The organism is Serratia proteamaculans, assembly GCF_008830365.1.
In the GTDB taxonomy this organism is placed as follows: domain Bacteria; phylum Pseudomonadota; class Gammaproteobacteria; order Enterobacterales; family Enterobacteriaceae; genus Serratia; species Serratia proteamaculans.
Map to the genome: position 1 here is coordinate 857,942 of NZ_WBKI01000002.1, position 13,673 is coordinate 871,614.

The 13,673-nt window shown below is 55.9% G+C and carries 14 protein-coding genes; 3 read left to right on the forward strand and 11 right to left on the reverse strand.

The window, feature by feature from the left end:
- Nucleotides 1–148: 148 nt before the first annotated feature.
- Nucleotides 149–1,609 carry a beta-Ala-His dipeptidase gene (gene pepD / locus F8R23_RS13075; protein ID WP_151415700.1) on the forward strand — a complete coding sequence of 487 codons (1,461 nt, stop codon included), beginning with the start codon at nucleotides 149–151 and terminating at the stop codon, nucleotides 1,607–1,609.
- A 78-nt stretch (nucleotides 1,610–1,687) separates the two neighbouring features.
- Here the strand turns inward: pepD and dinB are convergent, their stop codons facing one another.
- Nucleotides 1,688–2,749, reverse strand: a complete 1,062-nt coding sequence (gene dinB, locus F8R23_RS13080; RefSeq protein ID WP_112347791.1) for a DNA polymerase IV — start codon at nucleotides 2,747–2,749, stop codon at nucleotides 1,688–1,690.
- Between the two features lie 195 nt (nucleotides 2,750–2,944).
- Here dinB and F8R23_RS13085 point away from each other — a divergent pair, with 195 nt between their 5' ends.
- A complete protein-coding gene (locus F8R23_RS13085; protein ID WP_129936056.1) occupies nucleotides 2,945–3,829 on the forward strand; it encodes a glycerophosphodiester phosphodiesterase family protein in 885 nt (294 codons plus the stop codon).
- A 37-nt stretch (nucleotides 3,830–3,866) separates the two neighbouring features.
- On the opposite strand, the gene nqrM is transcribed toward F8R23_RS13085, so the two are convergent.
- The 8 genes from nqrM to F8R23_RS13125 are packed head-to-tail and all read right to left on the reverse strand — an operon-like array spanning nucleotide 3,867 to nucleotide 10,976.
- Nucleotides 3,867–4,094: a (Na+)-NQR maturation NqrM gene (gene nqrM, locus F8R23_RS13090; RefSeq protein ID WP_012005403.1), complete on the reverse strand. Its 228-nt coding sequence runs from the start codon at nucleotides 4,092–4,094 to the stop codon at nucleotides 3,867–3,869.
- Between the two features lie 10 nt (nucleotides 4,095–4,104).
- The gene (locus F8R23_RS13095) at nucleotides 4,105–5,133 is read right to left on the reverse strand and encodes an FAD:protein FMN transferase (RefSeq protein WP_129936057.1); all 1,029 of its coding nucleotides are present in this window, start codon (nucleotides 5,131–5,133) and stop codon (nucleotides 4,105–4,107) included.
- Nucleotides 5,134–6,357 carry an NADH:ubiquinone reductase (Na(+)-transporting) subunit F gene (nqrF, locus tag F8R23_RS13100; protein ID WP_112347795.1) on the reverse strand — a complete coding sequence of 408 codons (1,224 nt, stop codon included), beginning with the start codon at nucleotides 6,355–6,357 and terminating at the stop codon, nucleotides 5,134–5,136.
- A 15-nt stretch (nucleotides 6,358–6,372) separates the two neighbouring features.
- Complete coding sequence (nqrE, locus tag F8R23_RS13105) at nucleotides 6,373–6,969, reverse strand: NADH:ubiquinone reductase (Na(+)-transporting) subunit E (protein WP_085115343.1); 597 nt, start codon at nucleotides 6,967–6,969, stop codon at nucleotides 6,373–6,375.
- A gap of 6 nt (nucleotides 6,970–6,975) precedes the next feature.
- A complete protein-coding gene (locus tag F8R23_RS13110; RefSeq protein WP_151415701.1) occupies nucleotides 6,976–7,605 on the reverse strand; it encodes an NADH:ubiquinone reductase (Na(+)-transporting) subunit D in 630 nt (209 codons plus the stop codon).
- Nucleotides 7,598–8,392: a Na(+)-translocating NADH-quinone reductase subunit C gene (locus F8R23_RS13115; RefSeq protein ID WP_085115342.1), complete on the reverse strand. Its 795-nt coding sequence runs from the start codon at nucleotides 8,390–8,392 to the stop codon at nucleotides 7,598–7,600. The genes F8R23_RS13110 and F8R23_RS13115 overlap by 8 nt, the downstream gene beginning before the upstream one ends.
- Nucleotides 8,382–9,623, reverse strand: coding sequence for an NADH:ubiquinone reductase (Na(+)-transporting) subunit B (locus F8R23_RS13120; RefSeq protein ID WP_151415702.1), 1,242 nt, complete (start codon nucleotides 9,621–9,623; stop codon nucleotides 8,382–8,384). The genes F8R23_RS13115 and F8R23_RS13120 overlap by 11 nt, the downstream gene beginning before the upstream one ends.
- Nucleotides 9,624–9,626: 3 nt before the next feature.
- Nucleotides 9,627–10,976 carry a Na(+)-translocating NADH-quinone reductase subunit A gene (locus F8R23_RS13125; RefSeq protein ID WP_151415703.1) on the reverse strand — a complete coding sequence of 450 codons (1,350 nt, stop codon included), beginning with the start codon at nucleotides 10,974–10,976 and terminating at the stop codon, nucleotides 9,627–9,629.
- 484 nt (nucleotides 10,977–11,460) lie between these two features.
- Between F8R23_RS13125 and dpaA the strand changes: the two genes are divergently transcribed.
- Nucleotides 11,461–12,231 carry a peptidoglycan meso-diaminopimelic acid protein amidase gene (gene dpaA, locus F8R23_RS13130; RefSeq protein ID WP_099064927.1) on the forward strand — a complete coding sequence of 257 codons (771 nt, stop codon included), beginning with the start codon at nucleotides 11,461–11,463 and terminating at the stop codon, nucleotides 12,229–12,231.
- Here the strand turns inward: dpaA and F8R23_RS13135 are convergent.
- Together F8R23_RS13135 and lpcA are read right to left on the reverse strand one after the other, a co-directional pair.
- The gene (locus F8R23_RS13135; RefSeq protein ID WP_099064928.1) at nucleotides 12,163–12,969 is read right to left on the reverse strand and encodes a class II glutamine amidotransferase; all 807 of its coding nucleotides are present in this window, start codon (nucleotides 12,967–12,969) and stop codon (nucleotides 12,163–12,165) included. The two genes, dpaA and F8R23_RS13135, sit on opposite strands and share 69 nt — an antisense overlap.
- A gap of 99 nt (nucleotides 12,970–13,068) precedes the next feature.
- The gene (lpcA, locus tag F8R23_RS13140) at nucleotides 13,069–13,650 is read right to left on the reverse strand and encodes a D-sedoheptulose 7-phosphate isomerase (RefSeq protein ID WP_004949058.1); all 582 of its coding nucleotides are present in this window, start codon (nucleotides 13,648–13,650) and stop codon (nucleotides 13,069–13,071) included.
- Nucleotides 13,651–13,673: the final 23 nt, after the last annotated feature.

Genomic DNA, 13,673 nt, shown 5'->3' on the forward strand with positions numbered 1-13,673 from the left:
TCAAGCGCTTAAACAGCGCAATACGGCACGGGCACCGCCCGGAAGAAAGTGATATTCTCTGGAGATCGTGCCACGAAGCACAGATGCCCCTAACCCTAACCGAGCGGCATTCCCGCACTGCCGAGAATGCTGTTACAGGAGACTTATAGTGTCTGAATTGTCTCAACTTTCGCCACAGCCGCTGTGGGATATTTTTGCCAAAATCTGCTCTATTCCGCATCCTTCATATCATGAAGAAGCGCTGGCACAGCACATCCTCGAGTGGGCCAAAGAGAAACACCTGCACGCCGAGCGTGACCTTGTAGGCAACATCCTGCTGCGTAAACCTGCCACCAAAGGCATGGAAAACCGCAAGCCAGTCGCCCTGCAGGCGCACCTGGATATGGTGCCGCAGAAAAATAACGACACCGTGCACGACTTCGCCAAGGATCCGATCCTGCCGTACATTGACGGCGAGTGGATCAAGGCCCGTGGTACCACGCTGGGTGCCGACAACGGTATCGGTATGGCTTCCGCGCTGGCAGTGTTGGCCGACGACAGCGTCGAGCACGGTCCACTGGAAGTGCTGCTGACCATGACCGAAGAAGCGGGCATGGACGGCGCATTCGGCCTGCAGGCGAACTGGCTGCAGGCGGATATCCTGATCAACACCGACTCCGAAGAGGAAGGCGAGATCTACATGGGTTGCGCCGGGGGTATCGATTTCATCACCACCCTGCCGTTGCAGCGAGAAGCCGTGCCTGCCGGTTATCAAACCCTGAAACTGACGCTCAAAGGCCTGAAAGGCGGCCACTCTGGCGCTGATATCCACGTCGGGCTGGGCAATGCCAACAAACTGCTGGCACGCTTCCTGTTCGATCATAGCGCTGAGCTGAACCTGCGCCTGCTGGACCTGAACGGCGGCACGCTGCGTAATGCTATCCCGCGTGAGGCCTCTGCGGTGGTTGCCGTACCGGCCGAGAAAGCCGATGCGCTGAAAACGCTGAGCCAGGCGTTCCTGGCGACCCTGCAAAACGAACTGGCGGCCAAAGAGAAGAACATCACCGTGCTGCTGGAGCCTGTCACCAGCACCTCTCAGGCGATGACTGCTGACAGCCAACAGCGTTTTGTGGCGCTGCTGAACGGTACGCCAAACGGTGTGATCCGCATGAGCGACGCGGTGAAAGGCGTGGTGGAAACCTCACTGAACGTGGGCGTGGTTACCACCAGCGACAGCGAAGCAGAAATCATCTGCCTGATCCGCTCGCTGATCGACAGCGGTAAAGACTACGTGGTTGGCATGCTGACCGCACTGGGCCAGTTGGCCAACGCCAAAGTCGCGCCAAAAGGCGGCTACCCAGGCTGGCAGCCGGACGCAGACTCACCGGTCATGCATCTGGTGCGCGAGATCTATCAGGACCTGTTCAACAAGACGCCGAACATCATGGTGATCCACGCCGGTCTGGAATGCGGCCTGTTCAAAAAGCCGTACCCGAATATGGATATGGTGTCGATTGGGCCAACCATCACCGGGCCACACTCGCCGGATGAGCAGGTGCATATCGAAAGCGTGGGTCTGTACTGGAAGTTGCTGACCGCACTGCTAAAGGCCATCCCAGAGCGCGCGTAATGTTATGGGTTCGGCCTACTAAACCCCGACAATAACCGAGCGATTAAACCAAGGGCGCAAACCTGAATTGCGCCCTTGTTATTCCCACGGCAGTAACAGTTGCCGCTCCAACTGCGGATCCAGCAGCGTCACGTGCAACCCGACCAGTCGCACCCCGCGTCCTTCACGCCGCTCACGCCAGACCTGCCGCGCCACGTTGATCAAATCGTCTTTATTCAGTACCGGCCAGACGTGTTCCTGGGTGGTTTGCTGGAAATCCTGAAACTTGAATTTTACCCCTTGTCGGGCGATGTGCAGGTCCGGTTTCACCTTTCGCAATCGCAGTTCCAGCTCGGGATAAAGCTTGTCGACAATCAGTGTTTCACAGTCTTCCCAGTCATGAATGTCTTCCGCCAGCGTGCGTTCCACTCCCACCGACTTACGCAGCCGCTCTGGCGAGACCTCGCGCAGATCGATCCCCTGACAACGCTCCCACAGGACCCGGCCGAATTTGCCGAAGCGCTTTAACAGTGCCACCAGGTCATACTGCTGCACGTCGGCACAGGTGATCAGCCCCACGTCCTCCAGCCGTTTGGCCGTCACTTTGCCCACGCCGGGAATTTTACTCAGCGGCAACTGCTGTAAAAACGCCGGCACCTGCGCCGGCGTGATGACGTATTGTCCGTTCGGTTTATTCAGCTCTGAGGCAATCTTGGCGAGGAATTTGATCGGCGCGATACCGGCAGAGGCAGTGAGGTTGAGTTCATCGGAGATAGTCTGGCGAATTTGTTCGGCGATCAGGGTCGCCGATCCGTTGCACTGGCTGCAGTCGGTCACGTCCAGATAGGCTTCATCCAGTGACAGCGGCTCAATCAACGGGGTGTAACGGGCAAAGATTTCGCGGATATGCTGAGAGGCTTCTTTATACGCCGCCATGCGACCGGGCAGCAGTTTCAGGTGTGGGCAAAGCTTGAGCGCCATCGCCGTCGACATCGCACTGTGCACGCCATAGCGACGGGCAGGATAGTTGGCGGTGCTGATCACCCCACGCCGGTCGGCACTGCCGCCGATCGCCAACGGAATATCGCGCAGGCTGGGATCGTCGCGCATTTCTACCGCCGCGAAGAAGCAGTCCATATCGACATGAATGATTTTACGCATCTCGCCTCCAACAACACTGTATAAGTATACAGGCAATAATGGAAAGCTCAAGCCTCGGCTCCACTCGGAGAAAACAGGGTTTCACCCAATTATCTTCGACTTGTTAAAAAAGCGTAATTTTTCAATAGTACGCTGTGGCAAATTAACCGCTCGCTTACTGATAACAATAACGCTACGCACAGGATGGTGCTCTACATGAAAACATTATCGGGCTATTTATTAGCTTCAGCCTTATCCCTGATATCCCTTGCCGTTACCGCCGCCCCCGCCATTATCGCTCACCGTGGTGGTACGGCCGACGCCCCTGAAAATACCCGCGTCGCCATTGAAACCGCACTGAAAAACGGTGCCGATGCCATTTGGATCACCCTGCAGGAATCCAAAGACGGGGTGATTGTGTTGTACCGTCCTTCGGATCTAAAGGCGTTGACCAATCAGCAGGGGCTGGTCTCTGCCTTTACCGCCGCGCAACTGGCAAAAGTTGACGTTGGTTGGTCATTTGCCAAAGAGGAAACTCATCCGTTCCGCGGTAAGGGCATTGGTATTCCCCGGCTGGATGAGATCCTCAACGCCTTCCCCAAGGTCAATTTCTATCTGGATATCAAATCACCGGACGCTGACCCGGCCCAGTTCGGCAAAGCCCTGCTGGCAACGCTGGAAAAAACCCACAGCCTGAACCGCACCCGCGTGTACTCCACCGATGCCAAATATCTGCAGGCGCTGCCACCAGCGATTAAACGTTTTGAGACTCGCGATGAAACCCGCAACCTGTTGGCGAATATCAGCCTGTCACACCTGTGTGAGCTGAAGCCAGACAATCAGCAACCGCGCTGGTACGGGCTGGAACTGAAACGTGAAGTGGAAGTGGTGGAGAAATTTACGCTGGGCGAAGGGCGCTCCAAGGCGTTTCTGACCTGGGATAAAGAATCGATCGACTGCTTCCGTTCACAAGGACCGGCGCACATCATCCTGTTCGGCATCAACTCACCGGCGGAATACCAGCAGGCGCTGGCGCTAGGCGTAGACGGAGTTATGGTTAACTCACCGGCCGAAGCGAAGAGCTTCGTTAAGGCCAAATAACTGATGTAAAAAGGGGCGCTGCATGCGCCCCTGTTATTCAGATGATCCGGTGTTTTTCCAACTGCTGCTGGCGCAGCGCCTCTTTTTCCAAACGCTTTTTACGGGCATCACAGGGTTCAGGACAGTCGCAGACTTTATCCATCCCAAGCGCCGTAATGCCGCCGCAACTGCCCTGCAGGCTTTTACGCTTGAACACGTAACCCAACGACATCCCGCCGACAATCAGCAGAAACAACACGAAGCTGGCGACAAATACCGTCAACATAGCGACCTCATCAGCTCTTATTCAAATAGGGTTTGAACGCCTCGGAGTAACGTTCTTCAAAACCTTTAGCGGTTTTCACAATCATGAACACCGGGATCCCCATCAGGTTTGCCAGCGCCATGCCGCGTTCCGGCCCCAGTACGTTCAGCCCGGTCGACAGGCCGTCGGCAGCCATACAGGTCGGGCTCAGCACCGTGACCGAGACCAGATGGTGGTGGATCGGCTTGCCGGTGACTGGATCTATGGTATGCGAATAACGCACACCGCCCTGCTCGAAGTAGTTACGGTAATCCCCCGAAGTGGCGATCGACATCTCGCCCGGCTGGATCACCAACTGTGCCTTCTGCTCCATGCCGGCGGTTGGCCGTTCAATGGCGATACGCCACGGTTTTTTCTCACCGTTATGGCCACGAGTACGTACTTCACCGCCAATATCCACCATGTAGTTCTTAACCTGCTGCGATTGCAGATACTGGGCAATCACATCCACCCCATAGCCCTTGGCGATCGAGGAAAGATCGACATACAGCTCAGGAATGCTCTTCACCAATGCGTTGCCCTGTACCGACAGCTTGTCGATCCCGGTCCAGGCGCGGCGTTGCTCCAGCTCGGCGGCACTCGGTACCTTGTCCGGTCGCCCTTCCGGGCCAAAGCCCCACAGATTAACCAACGGCCCGACGGTCACATCCAGCGCACCGTCGGTGACGCGGTTGATACGCAATGCCTCCAGCACCACCTCGGTGGTCGCTGCCGATACCGGGAAGGGTTTATCCACTGCGCGGCTGGCGTTGAAGCGGCTCAGTTCAGAGCCCGGCCGGTAGGTGGACATTTGGTCGTTCACCAATTCCAGACGCTTGTCGATCTCCGCCTGCATTTTTGTGGCAGACGGCGTGTCGTCCCCGGTGACATAGCGGATCGAATAAGAGGTCCCCATGGTTTTGCCATCGAGATTCACCTGCTCCGGTCCGCAGCCGGTCAATAACAGGGTAGCGCTGAGCGCCACCGTGGTCACTAACCCCTTCATTGCCCCTGCACGCATTTAGCCACCAAAGTCATCAAGCATGATATTTTCGTCTTCGACGCCCAGATCTTTCAACATCTTGATCACCGCGGCGTTCATCATTGGCGGACCACACATGTAGAATTCGCAGTCTTCCGGCGCCGGGTGGTTACGCAGATAGTTCTCCAGCAGAACATTATGGATAAAGCCGGTGTAACCCGTCCAGTTATCCTCAGGCTGCGGATCGGAAAGCGCCACATGCCAGGTGAAGTTCTCGTTCTCTGCCTGCAGTTGGTTGAAATCTTCCTCGTAGAACATTTCACGCAGTGAACGCGCGCCGTACCAGAAGGTGATTTTTCGCTTCGACTTCAGGCGGTTGAGCTGGTCAAAGATATGTGAACGCATCGGTGCCATACCAGCACCGCCGCCGATGAAGATCATTTCCGCGTCGGTTTCCTTGGCGAAGAACTCGCCGAACGGCCCGGAGATAGTCACCTTGTCACCGGCTTTCAACGACCAGATATAAGAAGACATAATGCCCGGTGGCACGTCCGGATCACGCGGTGGCGGCGTAGCGATACGCACGTTGAGCATGATGATGCCCTTCTCGTCCGGGTAGTTGGCCATCGAGTAGGCGCGCACCGTGGTTTCATTCACCACTGAGCGGTAGCGGAACAGGTTGAACTTGTCCCAGTCGCCACGGTACTCGTCCGGCACGTCAAAATCGGCATAGCTGATGTCATGTGCCGGCGCTTCGATCTGGATAAAACCACCGGCGCGGAACGGCACATCTTCCCCATCAGGGATTTTCAGCTTCAGCTCTTTGATAAAAGTGGCTTTGTTATCATTGGAGATAACCTCGCATTCCCACTTCTTCACGCCAAAAATTTCTTCCGGCAGTTCGATTTTCAGGTTCTGCTTCACGTTCACCTGGCAAGCCAAGCGACAGCCCTCTTTCGCTTCACGCTTGTTGATGTGCGACAGCTCGGTCGGCAGGATATCGCCGCCGCCCTCTTTGATCACCACCCGACACTGGCCGCAGGAACCGCCGCCGCCGCAGGCGGACGAAACGAAGATCCCCTGGCTGGAGAGCATATTCAGCAGCTTGTCACCCGCCGGAGCGGTAAAGCTTTTGTCCAGATCGCCGTTCACTTCCACTGCAATGTCACCGGTGTTCACCAGCTTGGATTTGGCAAACAGGATGAGCAGCACCAGCACCATAACGATGCCGGTAAACATCGCGACGCCTAAAATAATTTCCATAAATTCTTCCCGCCTTTACAACTGAACACCGGAGAAGGACATAAAGCCCAACGCCATCAGCCCGGTGGTGATAAAGGTAATGCCCAGGCCACGCAACCCTGCGGGGACATTGGCATACTTGAGTTTTTCGCGGATCCCCGCCATCGCGACAATCGCCAACATCCAGCCGGTGCCGGAGCCGAAGCCATACACCACCGATTCGACGAAGTTGTAGTCACGTTGCACCATGAAGGACACGCCGCCAAAGATGGCGCAGTTCACGGTGATCAATGGCAGGAAAATGCCGAGTGCGTTGTACAGCGACGGGAAGAAGCGATCGAGGATCATCTCAAGAATCTGCACCAACGCCGCAATCACGCCGATAAAGGTAATGAAGTTAAGGAAGCTCAGATCAACGCCTTCCACCAGCGCGCCATCGCGCAGGATCAGGTTGTAGACCAGATTGTTCACCGGTACGGAGATCCCGAGCACCAGCGTTACCGCGATACCCAGACCAAAGGCGGTCGACACCTTTTTCGACACCGCCAGGAAGGTACACATCCCCAGGAAGAACGCCAACGCCATGTTCTCAACGAACACCGCGCGTACAAACAGGCTGATATAATGTTCCATCGGCCATTACTCCTTTTCGATCTGCGCTGGTTTCAGGGTGCGAAGCGCCCAAATCAGCAGGCCGATGATAAAGAACGCGCTCGGTGCCAGCAGGAACAGGCCGTTCGGTTGATACCAGCCGCCGTTCTGCACCGTTTCCAGCACCGGAATGCCGAACAGCTTGCCGGAACCGAACAGCTCACGCAGGAAGCCGACCAACACCAGGATCACCCCGTAGCCCAGCCCGTTACCGATGCCGTCCATAAAGCTCTCGATCGGCGGTGACTTCATGGCGTACGCCTCGGCGCGCCCCATCACGATACAGTTTGTGATGATCAAGCCAACAAACACCGACAGCTGCTTGGAGATTTCAAACGCATAGGCGCGCAGCAATTGATCGACCACAATCACCAGTGAGGCAATAATCGCCATCTGTACGATGATGCGCACGCTGTTCGGAATATGGTGACGGATCAGGGAAATAAAGAAGCTGGAGAACGCGGTGACCAGCGTCACCGCAATGGTCATCACCACAGCCGTTTCCAGCTTGGTGGTTACCGCCAGCGCGGAACAGACGCCCAACACCTGCAAGGCAATCGGGTTGTTGTCGAACAGCGGCCCTAAAAGGACCCGTTTAATCTCTTTGGAATTAGCCATTTTTCAGCGCTCCTTCACGAACTTTTTGCAGGAACGGGCCAAAGCCGTGCTCGCCCAACCAGAAGTCAAAAGTATGCTGCACGCCGTTGGAGGTCAGCGTGGCACCGGACAAACCGTCCACCCCGTGTTCATCCCCCTGACGCGCCCCGCCTTTCACCACGCGAATCGCCGGTTGGCCGTTGTCGTCAAACAACTTTTTACCGATCCACTGCTGGCGCCAGCTGGCATTCTCAACTTCACCGCCCAGTCCCGGAGTTTCCCCCTGCTGGTAGTAAGTGATGCCTTTCACCGTATTGCCGTCGTTATCCAACGCCACAAAGGCGTACATCATCGACCACAGGCCAGTGCCGTAGACAGGCAGCACAATTTTGTTGACCGCACCGCTGTCGTCGCGCACCAGGTAGATTTCCGCCTGATTGCTGCGACGTTTGATGCCGGCGGGATCGTCAGCCGCCGGCAGTGCTACGCTTTTGGCGTCATCACGCAGGGCCGCAGCCAGATCGAACGCTGTCGCCTTGCCGGTGACAAACTCACCGCTGTTCAAATCCAGCAGGTGCGGTTCGATACGTTGGGTGAATAGCGCCTTGACCTGCTCGCCTTCCATTTTTGGCTGCAGCAAACCGGCCACGTCGAGAATATTGCGCTGCTTGTCGAGCAACTTCTGTTCCTGCTGTTTGGACTTCAGGCCGACGGCGGAACCCGCCACCACCACAGAACACACCAGGCACAGCAGCAGTACCACCAGCAGCGTTTTACCGATGCTGTCGTTTTTAGATTCATTCGCCACGGGCTTTTCTCCGCTTGATGTTGGCCTGCACCACCAGGTAATCGAACAGCGGCGCGAACAGGTTGGCGAACAGGATCGCCAGCATCATGCCTTCCGGATAGGCCGGGTTGACCACCCGGATCAGCACGCACATCACGCCAATCAGAATGCCGTACCACCATTTCCCCTTGTTGGTAAACGAGGCGGAAACCGGGTCGGTAGCCATAAAGATCATACCGAAGGCGAAGCCCCCCAACACCAGGTGCCAGTACCACGGCATGGCGAACAGCGGGTTGGTGGTAGAGCCGATCGAATTGAACAGGAAGGCGGTAGCCATCATGCCGAGCATCACACCGGCGACAATGCGCCAGGAAGCCACGCGGCCAAACAGGATTATCGCCCCGCCGAGCAGGATCATCAGCGTGGAGACTTCACCGACCGAGCCGGGGATGTTGCCGAGAAACGCGTCCATCCAGCTAATGGAATGGCCGGTAGCCACGTTGCTCAGGCTGTGTGCCCCGCCCGCGCTCCACTGTGCCAGCGGAGTCGCGCCGGAAAAACCGTCGGCGGAGGTCCACACAAGGTCACCGGAAATCTGCGCCGGGTAAGCGAAGAACAGGAACGCACGCCCCGCCAACGCCGGGTTAAGGAAGTTGCGTCCGGTGCCGCCGAATATCTCTTTGGCCACCACTACGCCGAAGGTAATACCCAGCGCGGCCTGCCACAGCGGCAGCGTTGGCGGCACAATCAGCGCAAACAGAATCGAGGTAACGAAGAAGCCTTCATTAATCTCATGCTTGCGAATGACCGCGAACAGTACCTCCCAGAAGCCCCCCACCAGGAACACCACGGCATAAATTGGCAGGAAATAGCAGGCACCCAGCACCATTTTGCTGATCCAACCTGCGTCCGCCGCCAGTGATGCCCCGAGCCATTGCGCCAACCGGTAGTGCCAATCGCCCGCCAGCACCTGCTGCAGTTGATCGTCACTGTAAAGGTGGTGCAGCGCCGGAATGGCCTGCTGGCCGACGTTGTACATCCCCCAGAACATCGCTGGGAAGACCGCCAGCCATACCAGGATCATCATGCGTTTCAGATCGATAGCATCGCGCACATGCGAAGCACCGCGCGTCACCTGCCCCGGGGTGTAGAACACCGTGGTGGTCGCTTCATACAGCGGGTACCACTTTTCCAGCTTGCCGCCCGGAGTGAAGTGATGCTCGATCTTTTCAAAAAAATTCTTCAGGCCCATCGGTTATCCTTCCTGCTCAATCTTGGTCAGCACATCGCGCAGCACCGGAGCGTATTCATACTTGCCGGGGCAAACAAAGGTGCACAGCGCCAGATCTTCTTCATCCAGTTCCAGACAGCCCAGCGCCTGCGCGCTGTCACTGTCACCCGCCAGAAGGTCACGCAGCAGCAGGGTCGGCAGGATATCCAGCGGCATTACCCGCTCGTAGTTGCCGATCGGCACCATCGCACGCTCACCGCCGTGGGTGGTGGTCGAGAAGGCAAACAACTTGTTCTTCAGGAAGTGGCCCAGCGTGGTGCGGGTAATGGAGAATTTATCCGGTGATGGGGCAATCCAACCGAACAGCTCTTTATCACGCCCTTCCTGCAGCACGGAAACCAACGCGTGGAAACGGCCAAGGTAAGCATTCGGCCCGGCGACGTGGGTGCCGCTCAGCACCGAGCCGGAAATGACCCGGTTCTCCCCCGCTTTCAGCCGGCCGGCGGTCAGTTCGTCGATGCTGGCGCCCAACCGGGTGCGCAGCAGTACCGGCTGTTCCACCTGCGGCCCGGCCAGTGCCACTACCCGGCAGGTATCGAGCTTGCCGGTGGTGAACAAGGTGCCGATGGCAATCGCATCCTGATAGCCGATATGCCAGACGGTTTTTTTCAAACTGACCGGCTCGAGGAAATGAATATGGGTGCCCACCAACCCGGCAGGATGCGGACCGGCGAATTCGTTATAGGTCACTTGCGCATCAGGTTGCTTGCCCAGGTTCACCCCTGCGGCATGACAAACGTGCACCTTGCCGTCGGTCAGGCGAGCCAATACCGCCAGCCCGGCGTTAAACGCCGCCAACTGCTCGGCAATAATCACCTGCGGATCGGCGGCCAGCGGCTGACTGTCGATGGCAGTAACGAAGATGGCGCGTGGGCTGGTGCCCGGTGCCGGTGTTTTACTGAAGGGACGGGTGCGCAGTGCGGTCCACAGGCCACTGGCGATCAATTCGCTTTCAACCTGTTCGCGCGGCAGCATCGCCAGTTCGGCGACCGGAAAATGAGCGAACTCCAGTTGATCATCGCCGCCGTTTTCAACGGCAATGACGACCGACTGCAATACGCGTCGTTCACCACGGTTGATGGCCACAATACGACCGCTGGCAGGAGCGGTGAAGAAAACCCCGGGGGTCTTCTTATCTTCAAACAGTGCCTGGCCTTTTTTAACGCTCTCGCCTTCCTGCACCAGCATAGACGGGCGCATTCCGACGTAATCTTCCCCAAGCAGGGCGACATGCTGAATGACTGGGCCGTCCTGAATCGCCTGAACCGGGGTTCCGGCAATTGGCAGGTCTAACCCTTTTCTGATTTTAATCATAGGTTTTATACGATGTTGGTTAGTTTCACACGTCTTACCGACCCCAGAGGCTGGTACTGACGATGCCTGGATGATGAGGCCGCATCAGCAGCCTCTGGGTTGAGCGCAACGGCATCACGCTCAACATGAAATCTTTCGCACTGATAAAATGGGCTAACGTACATTCCGTTGATTAACTCCTGCGTCCATTTTTTGCGCATTTATTCGAGCCGGAATATTAACATTTTCCACAACATTTTTCTGTGTCAGGCAGTGACCTGAGTCAAGCAAACACAATTAAATTTCGGCCGTTTTACGCGACTAATCGTTAAAATCTGCCTATAGATTCACTTTTATCGAAGTTTGTAGTTTTTTTATACACATCGCATATTGCTAAAAAAGAACACACTGGTAATCTGGCGGTGTTTTAAGACCGTAAAACAATAATCAGTGGCATGTTGGCCAATTGCATTGAGCCGACAGATAAATATAAGCAGGAATAATAATGAGCAAAATCGCGTTGTTGTTTGCGATGCTTTTTTCTATGCCGATGATCACGGCCTGCAGCGCCAGCGAGCAGGTTCCCGAGGTTCCGGTAGTTAAGCAGCAATTAGTGGGTTCACCGGTCTATATTCAGATTTTCAAAGAAGAACGCACGCTGGAATTGTATGCCAAAATGGGCAACGAATTCCGTCTGGTGAACTCTTTCCAAATCTGTAATTTCTCCGGCGGCCTCGGCCCAAAACGCCGTGAAGGTGACTTTAAGAGTCCGGAAGGCTTTTATAGCGTCGACGCGCGCCATCTGAAACCCGACAGCAAGTATTATCGGGCAATCAATATCGGCTTCCCTAATGATTACGATAAATCACAGGGCTATTCCGGTGCTTATCTGATGATCCACGGTGAATGTAAATCGATTGGTTGTTACGCGATGACCAACACCTATATGGATGAGATTTACCGCTACGTCGAAGCTGCGTTCGCTTACGGACAGAACCGGATTGATATCAGTATCTATCCGTTCCGCATGACCGATAAGAACCTGAAACGCCACAGTTCTTCCAGCTACATCGCCTTCTGGCGTCAGCTGAAACCGGGCTATGACTACTTCGTCAAAAACCACCAGCCACCGATGGTCAGCGTAGCCAATGGTCAGTACGTATTGGGTCAACCCGTGCTGAGCAGCGGCCAGATGACGCAGTATGCGTCAAACACGGCTCCCGCTGTCAGTACCAATCCCTTCGCTCAGACCAAGCCGCTCACCGAAGTGAAATAATGCGAATTCGCCTGGTGCAATTTTGTGCCAGGTTTCATTCGCCGTCAGCGGCTGGGTAGCAATCACCGTGACCACATCATTGGGTGTGGTCTGCTGCTGAAAATCAATCTCTACATCCTGATCGAGTAACGTGGCTTTGCCAAACGGCGCGCGCCGCGTGATCCAATACAGGTTGGTGGAGCAATAAGCCATCACAAAGCGCCCATCCGACAGCAACATATTGAATACCCCCTTCTGACGCAGTTGATCCGCCAGCAGAGCGATATAACGGAACACCGGCGGCCAACGGCTTGGGGTACGCGGGTATTTCAGGGAAAGCTGATGCAGCAACCAGCAGAAAGCGTACTCGCTGTCAGTCTGGCCGACCGGGCGGAAAGTACCGGTTTCCAACTGACGGTAGCCTTTCAACTGGCCATTGTGCGCGTAGGTCCAGTTACGGCCCCACAGTTCGCGGGTAAACGGGTGGGTATTCTCCAGCGCCACTTCACCGCGATTGGCCTGACGGATATGTGATACCACCGCGCAGGATTTGATCGGGTATTCCTGCACCAGACGGGCGATCGGCGAGTCGAAACTCGGCTGAGGATCCTTAAACGTGCGGCAACCGTTCCCTTCATAGAAGGTAATGCCCCAACCATCTTTATGTGGCCCGGTACGGCCACCGCGCTGAACCAGCCCGGTAAAGCTAAAGCAAATATCGGTCGGTACGTTTGCGCTCATCCCGAGCAATTCACACATCGCCAGCCACTCCTTAACTCCCACTGACACCGTCTATTCGGGCGCGATCAACTGCGCCCCTGTGCATTATTAACGGGGGCGCCATGCCCCCAAAAGCCGTTATGCCTTAACCATCTCTTTTTCAATCAGCTGAATCAAGATGTGGATCGCTTTGATATGAATTTCCTGAATACGGTCTGCGTAACCGAAGTGCGGTACGCGGATTTCCACATCGGCAGAACCGGCCATTTTGCCGCCGTCTTTACCGGTCAGGGTGATCACTTTCATCCCTTTGGCGCGCGCCGCTTCGATGGCTTTAATGATGTTGCCGGAATTGCCTGAGGTGGAAATCCCCAGCAATACGTCGCCTTCACGGCCTACCGCTTCCACATAGCGTGAAAATACATACTCGTAACCAAAGTCGTTGCTGACGCAAGACAGGTGGCTAACGTCAGAAATGGCAATCGCCGGATAACCCGGACGGTTTTCACGGTAGCGGCCAGTCAGCTCTTCGGCAAAGTGCATCGCGTCACAGTGGGAGCCACCGTTACCGCAAGAAATGACTTTCCCACCGGCTTTAAAGGAATCAGCCAGCAGCACGGCTGCGCGTTGGATCGCGTCGATATTGGCATCATCATTGATAAATTTCGCCAGGGTATCGGCCGCTTCGTTCAGTTCACTACGAATAAGGTCGTGGTACATGAGGAACCTCTTGTTATCGTCAA

Bases quoted from the DNA above. Each gene is read 5' to 3' on its own strand.
- dinB (WP_112347791.1), bottom strand. From the start codon at position 2,749: ATGCGTAAAATCATTCATGTCGATATGGACTGCTTCTTCGCGGCGGTA.
- F8R23_RS13085 (WP_129936056.1), top strand. From the start codon at position 2,945: ATGAAAACATTATCGGGCTATTTATTAGCTTCAGCCTTATCCCTGATA.
- nqrM (WP_012005403.1), bottom strand. From the start codon at position 4,094: ATGTTGACGGTATTTGTCGCCAGCTTCGTGTTGTTTCTGCTGATTGTC.
- F8R23_RS13095 (WP_129936057.1), bottom strand. From the start codon at position 5,133: ATGCGTGCAGGGGCAATGAAGGGGTTAGTGACCACGGTGGCGCTCAGC.
- nqrF (WP_112347795.1), bottom strand. From the start codon at position 6,357: ATGGAAATTATTTTAGGCGTCGCGATGTTTACCGGCATCGTTATGGTG.
- nqrE (WP_085115343.1), bottom strand. From the start codon at position 6,969: ATGGAACATTATATCAGCCTGTTTGTACGCGCGGTGTTCGTTGAGAAC.
- F8R23_RS13110 (WP_151415701.1), bottom strand. From the start codon at position 7,605: ATGGCTAATTCCAAAGAGATTAAACGGGTCCTTTTAGGGCCGCTGTTC.
- F8R23_RS13120 (WP_151415702.1), bottom strand. From the start codon at position 9,623: ATGGGCCTGAAGAATTTTTTTGAAAAGATCGAGCATCACTTCACTCCG.
- F8R23_RS13125 (WP_151415703.1), bottom strand. From the start codon at position 10,976: ATGATTAAAATCAGAAAAGGGTTAGACCTGCCAATTGCCGGAACCCCG.
- dpaA (WP_099064927.1), top strand. From the start codon at position 11,461: ATGAGCAAAATCGCGTTGTTGTTTGCGATGCTTTTTTCTATGCCGATG.
- F8R23_RS13135 (WP_099064928.1), bottom strand. From the start codon at position 12,969: ATGTGTGAATTGCTCGGGATGAGCGCAAACGTACCGACCGATATTTGC.
- lpcA (WP_004949058.1), bottom strand. From the start codon at position 13,650: ATGTACCACGACCTTATTCGTAGTGAACTGAACGAAGCGGCCGATACC.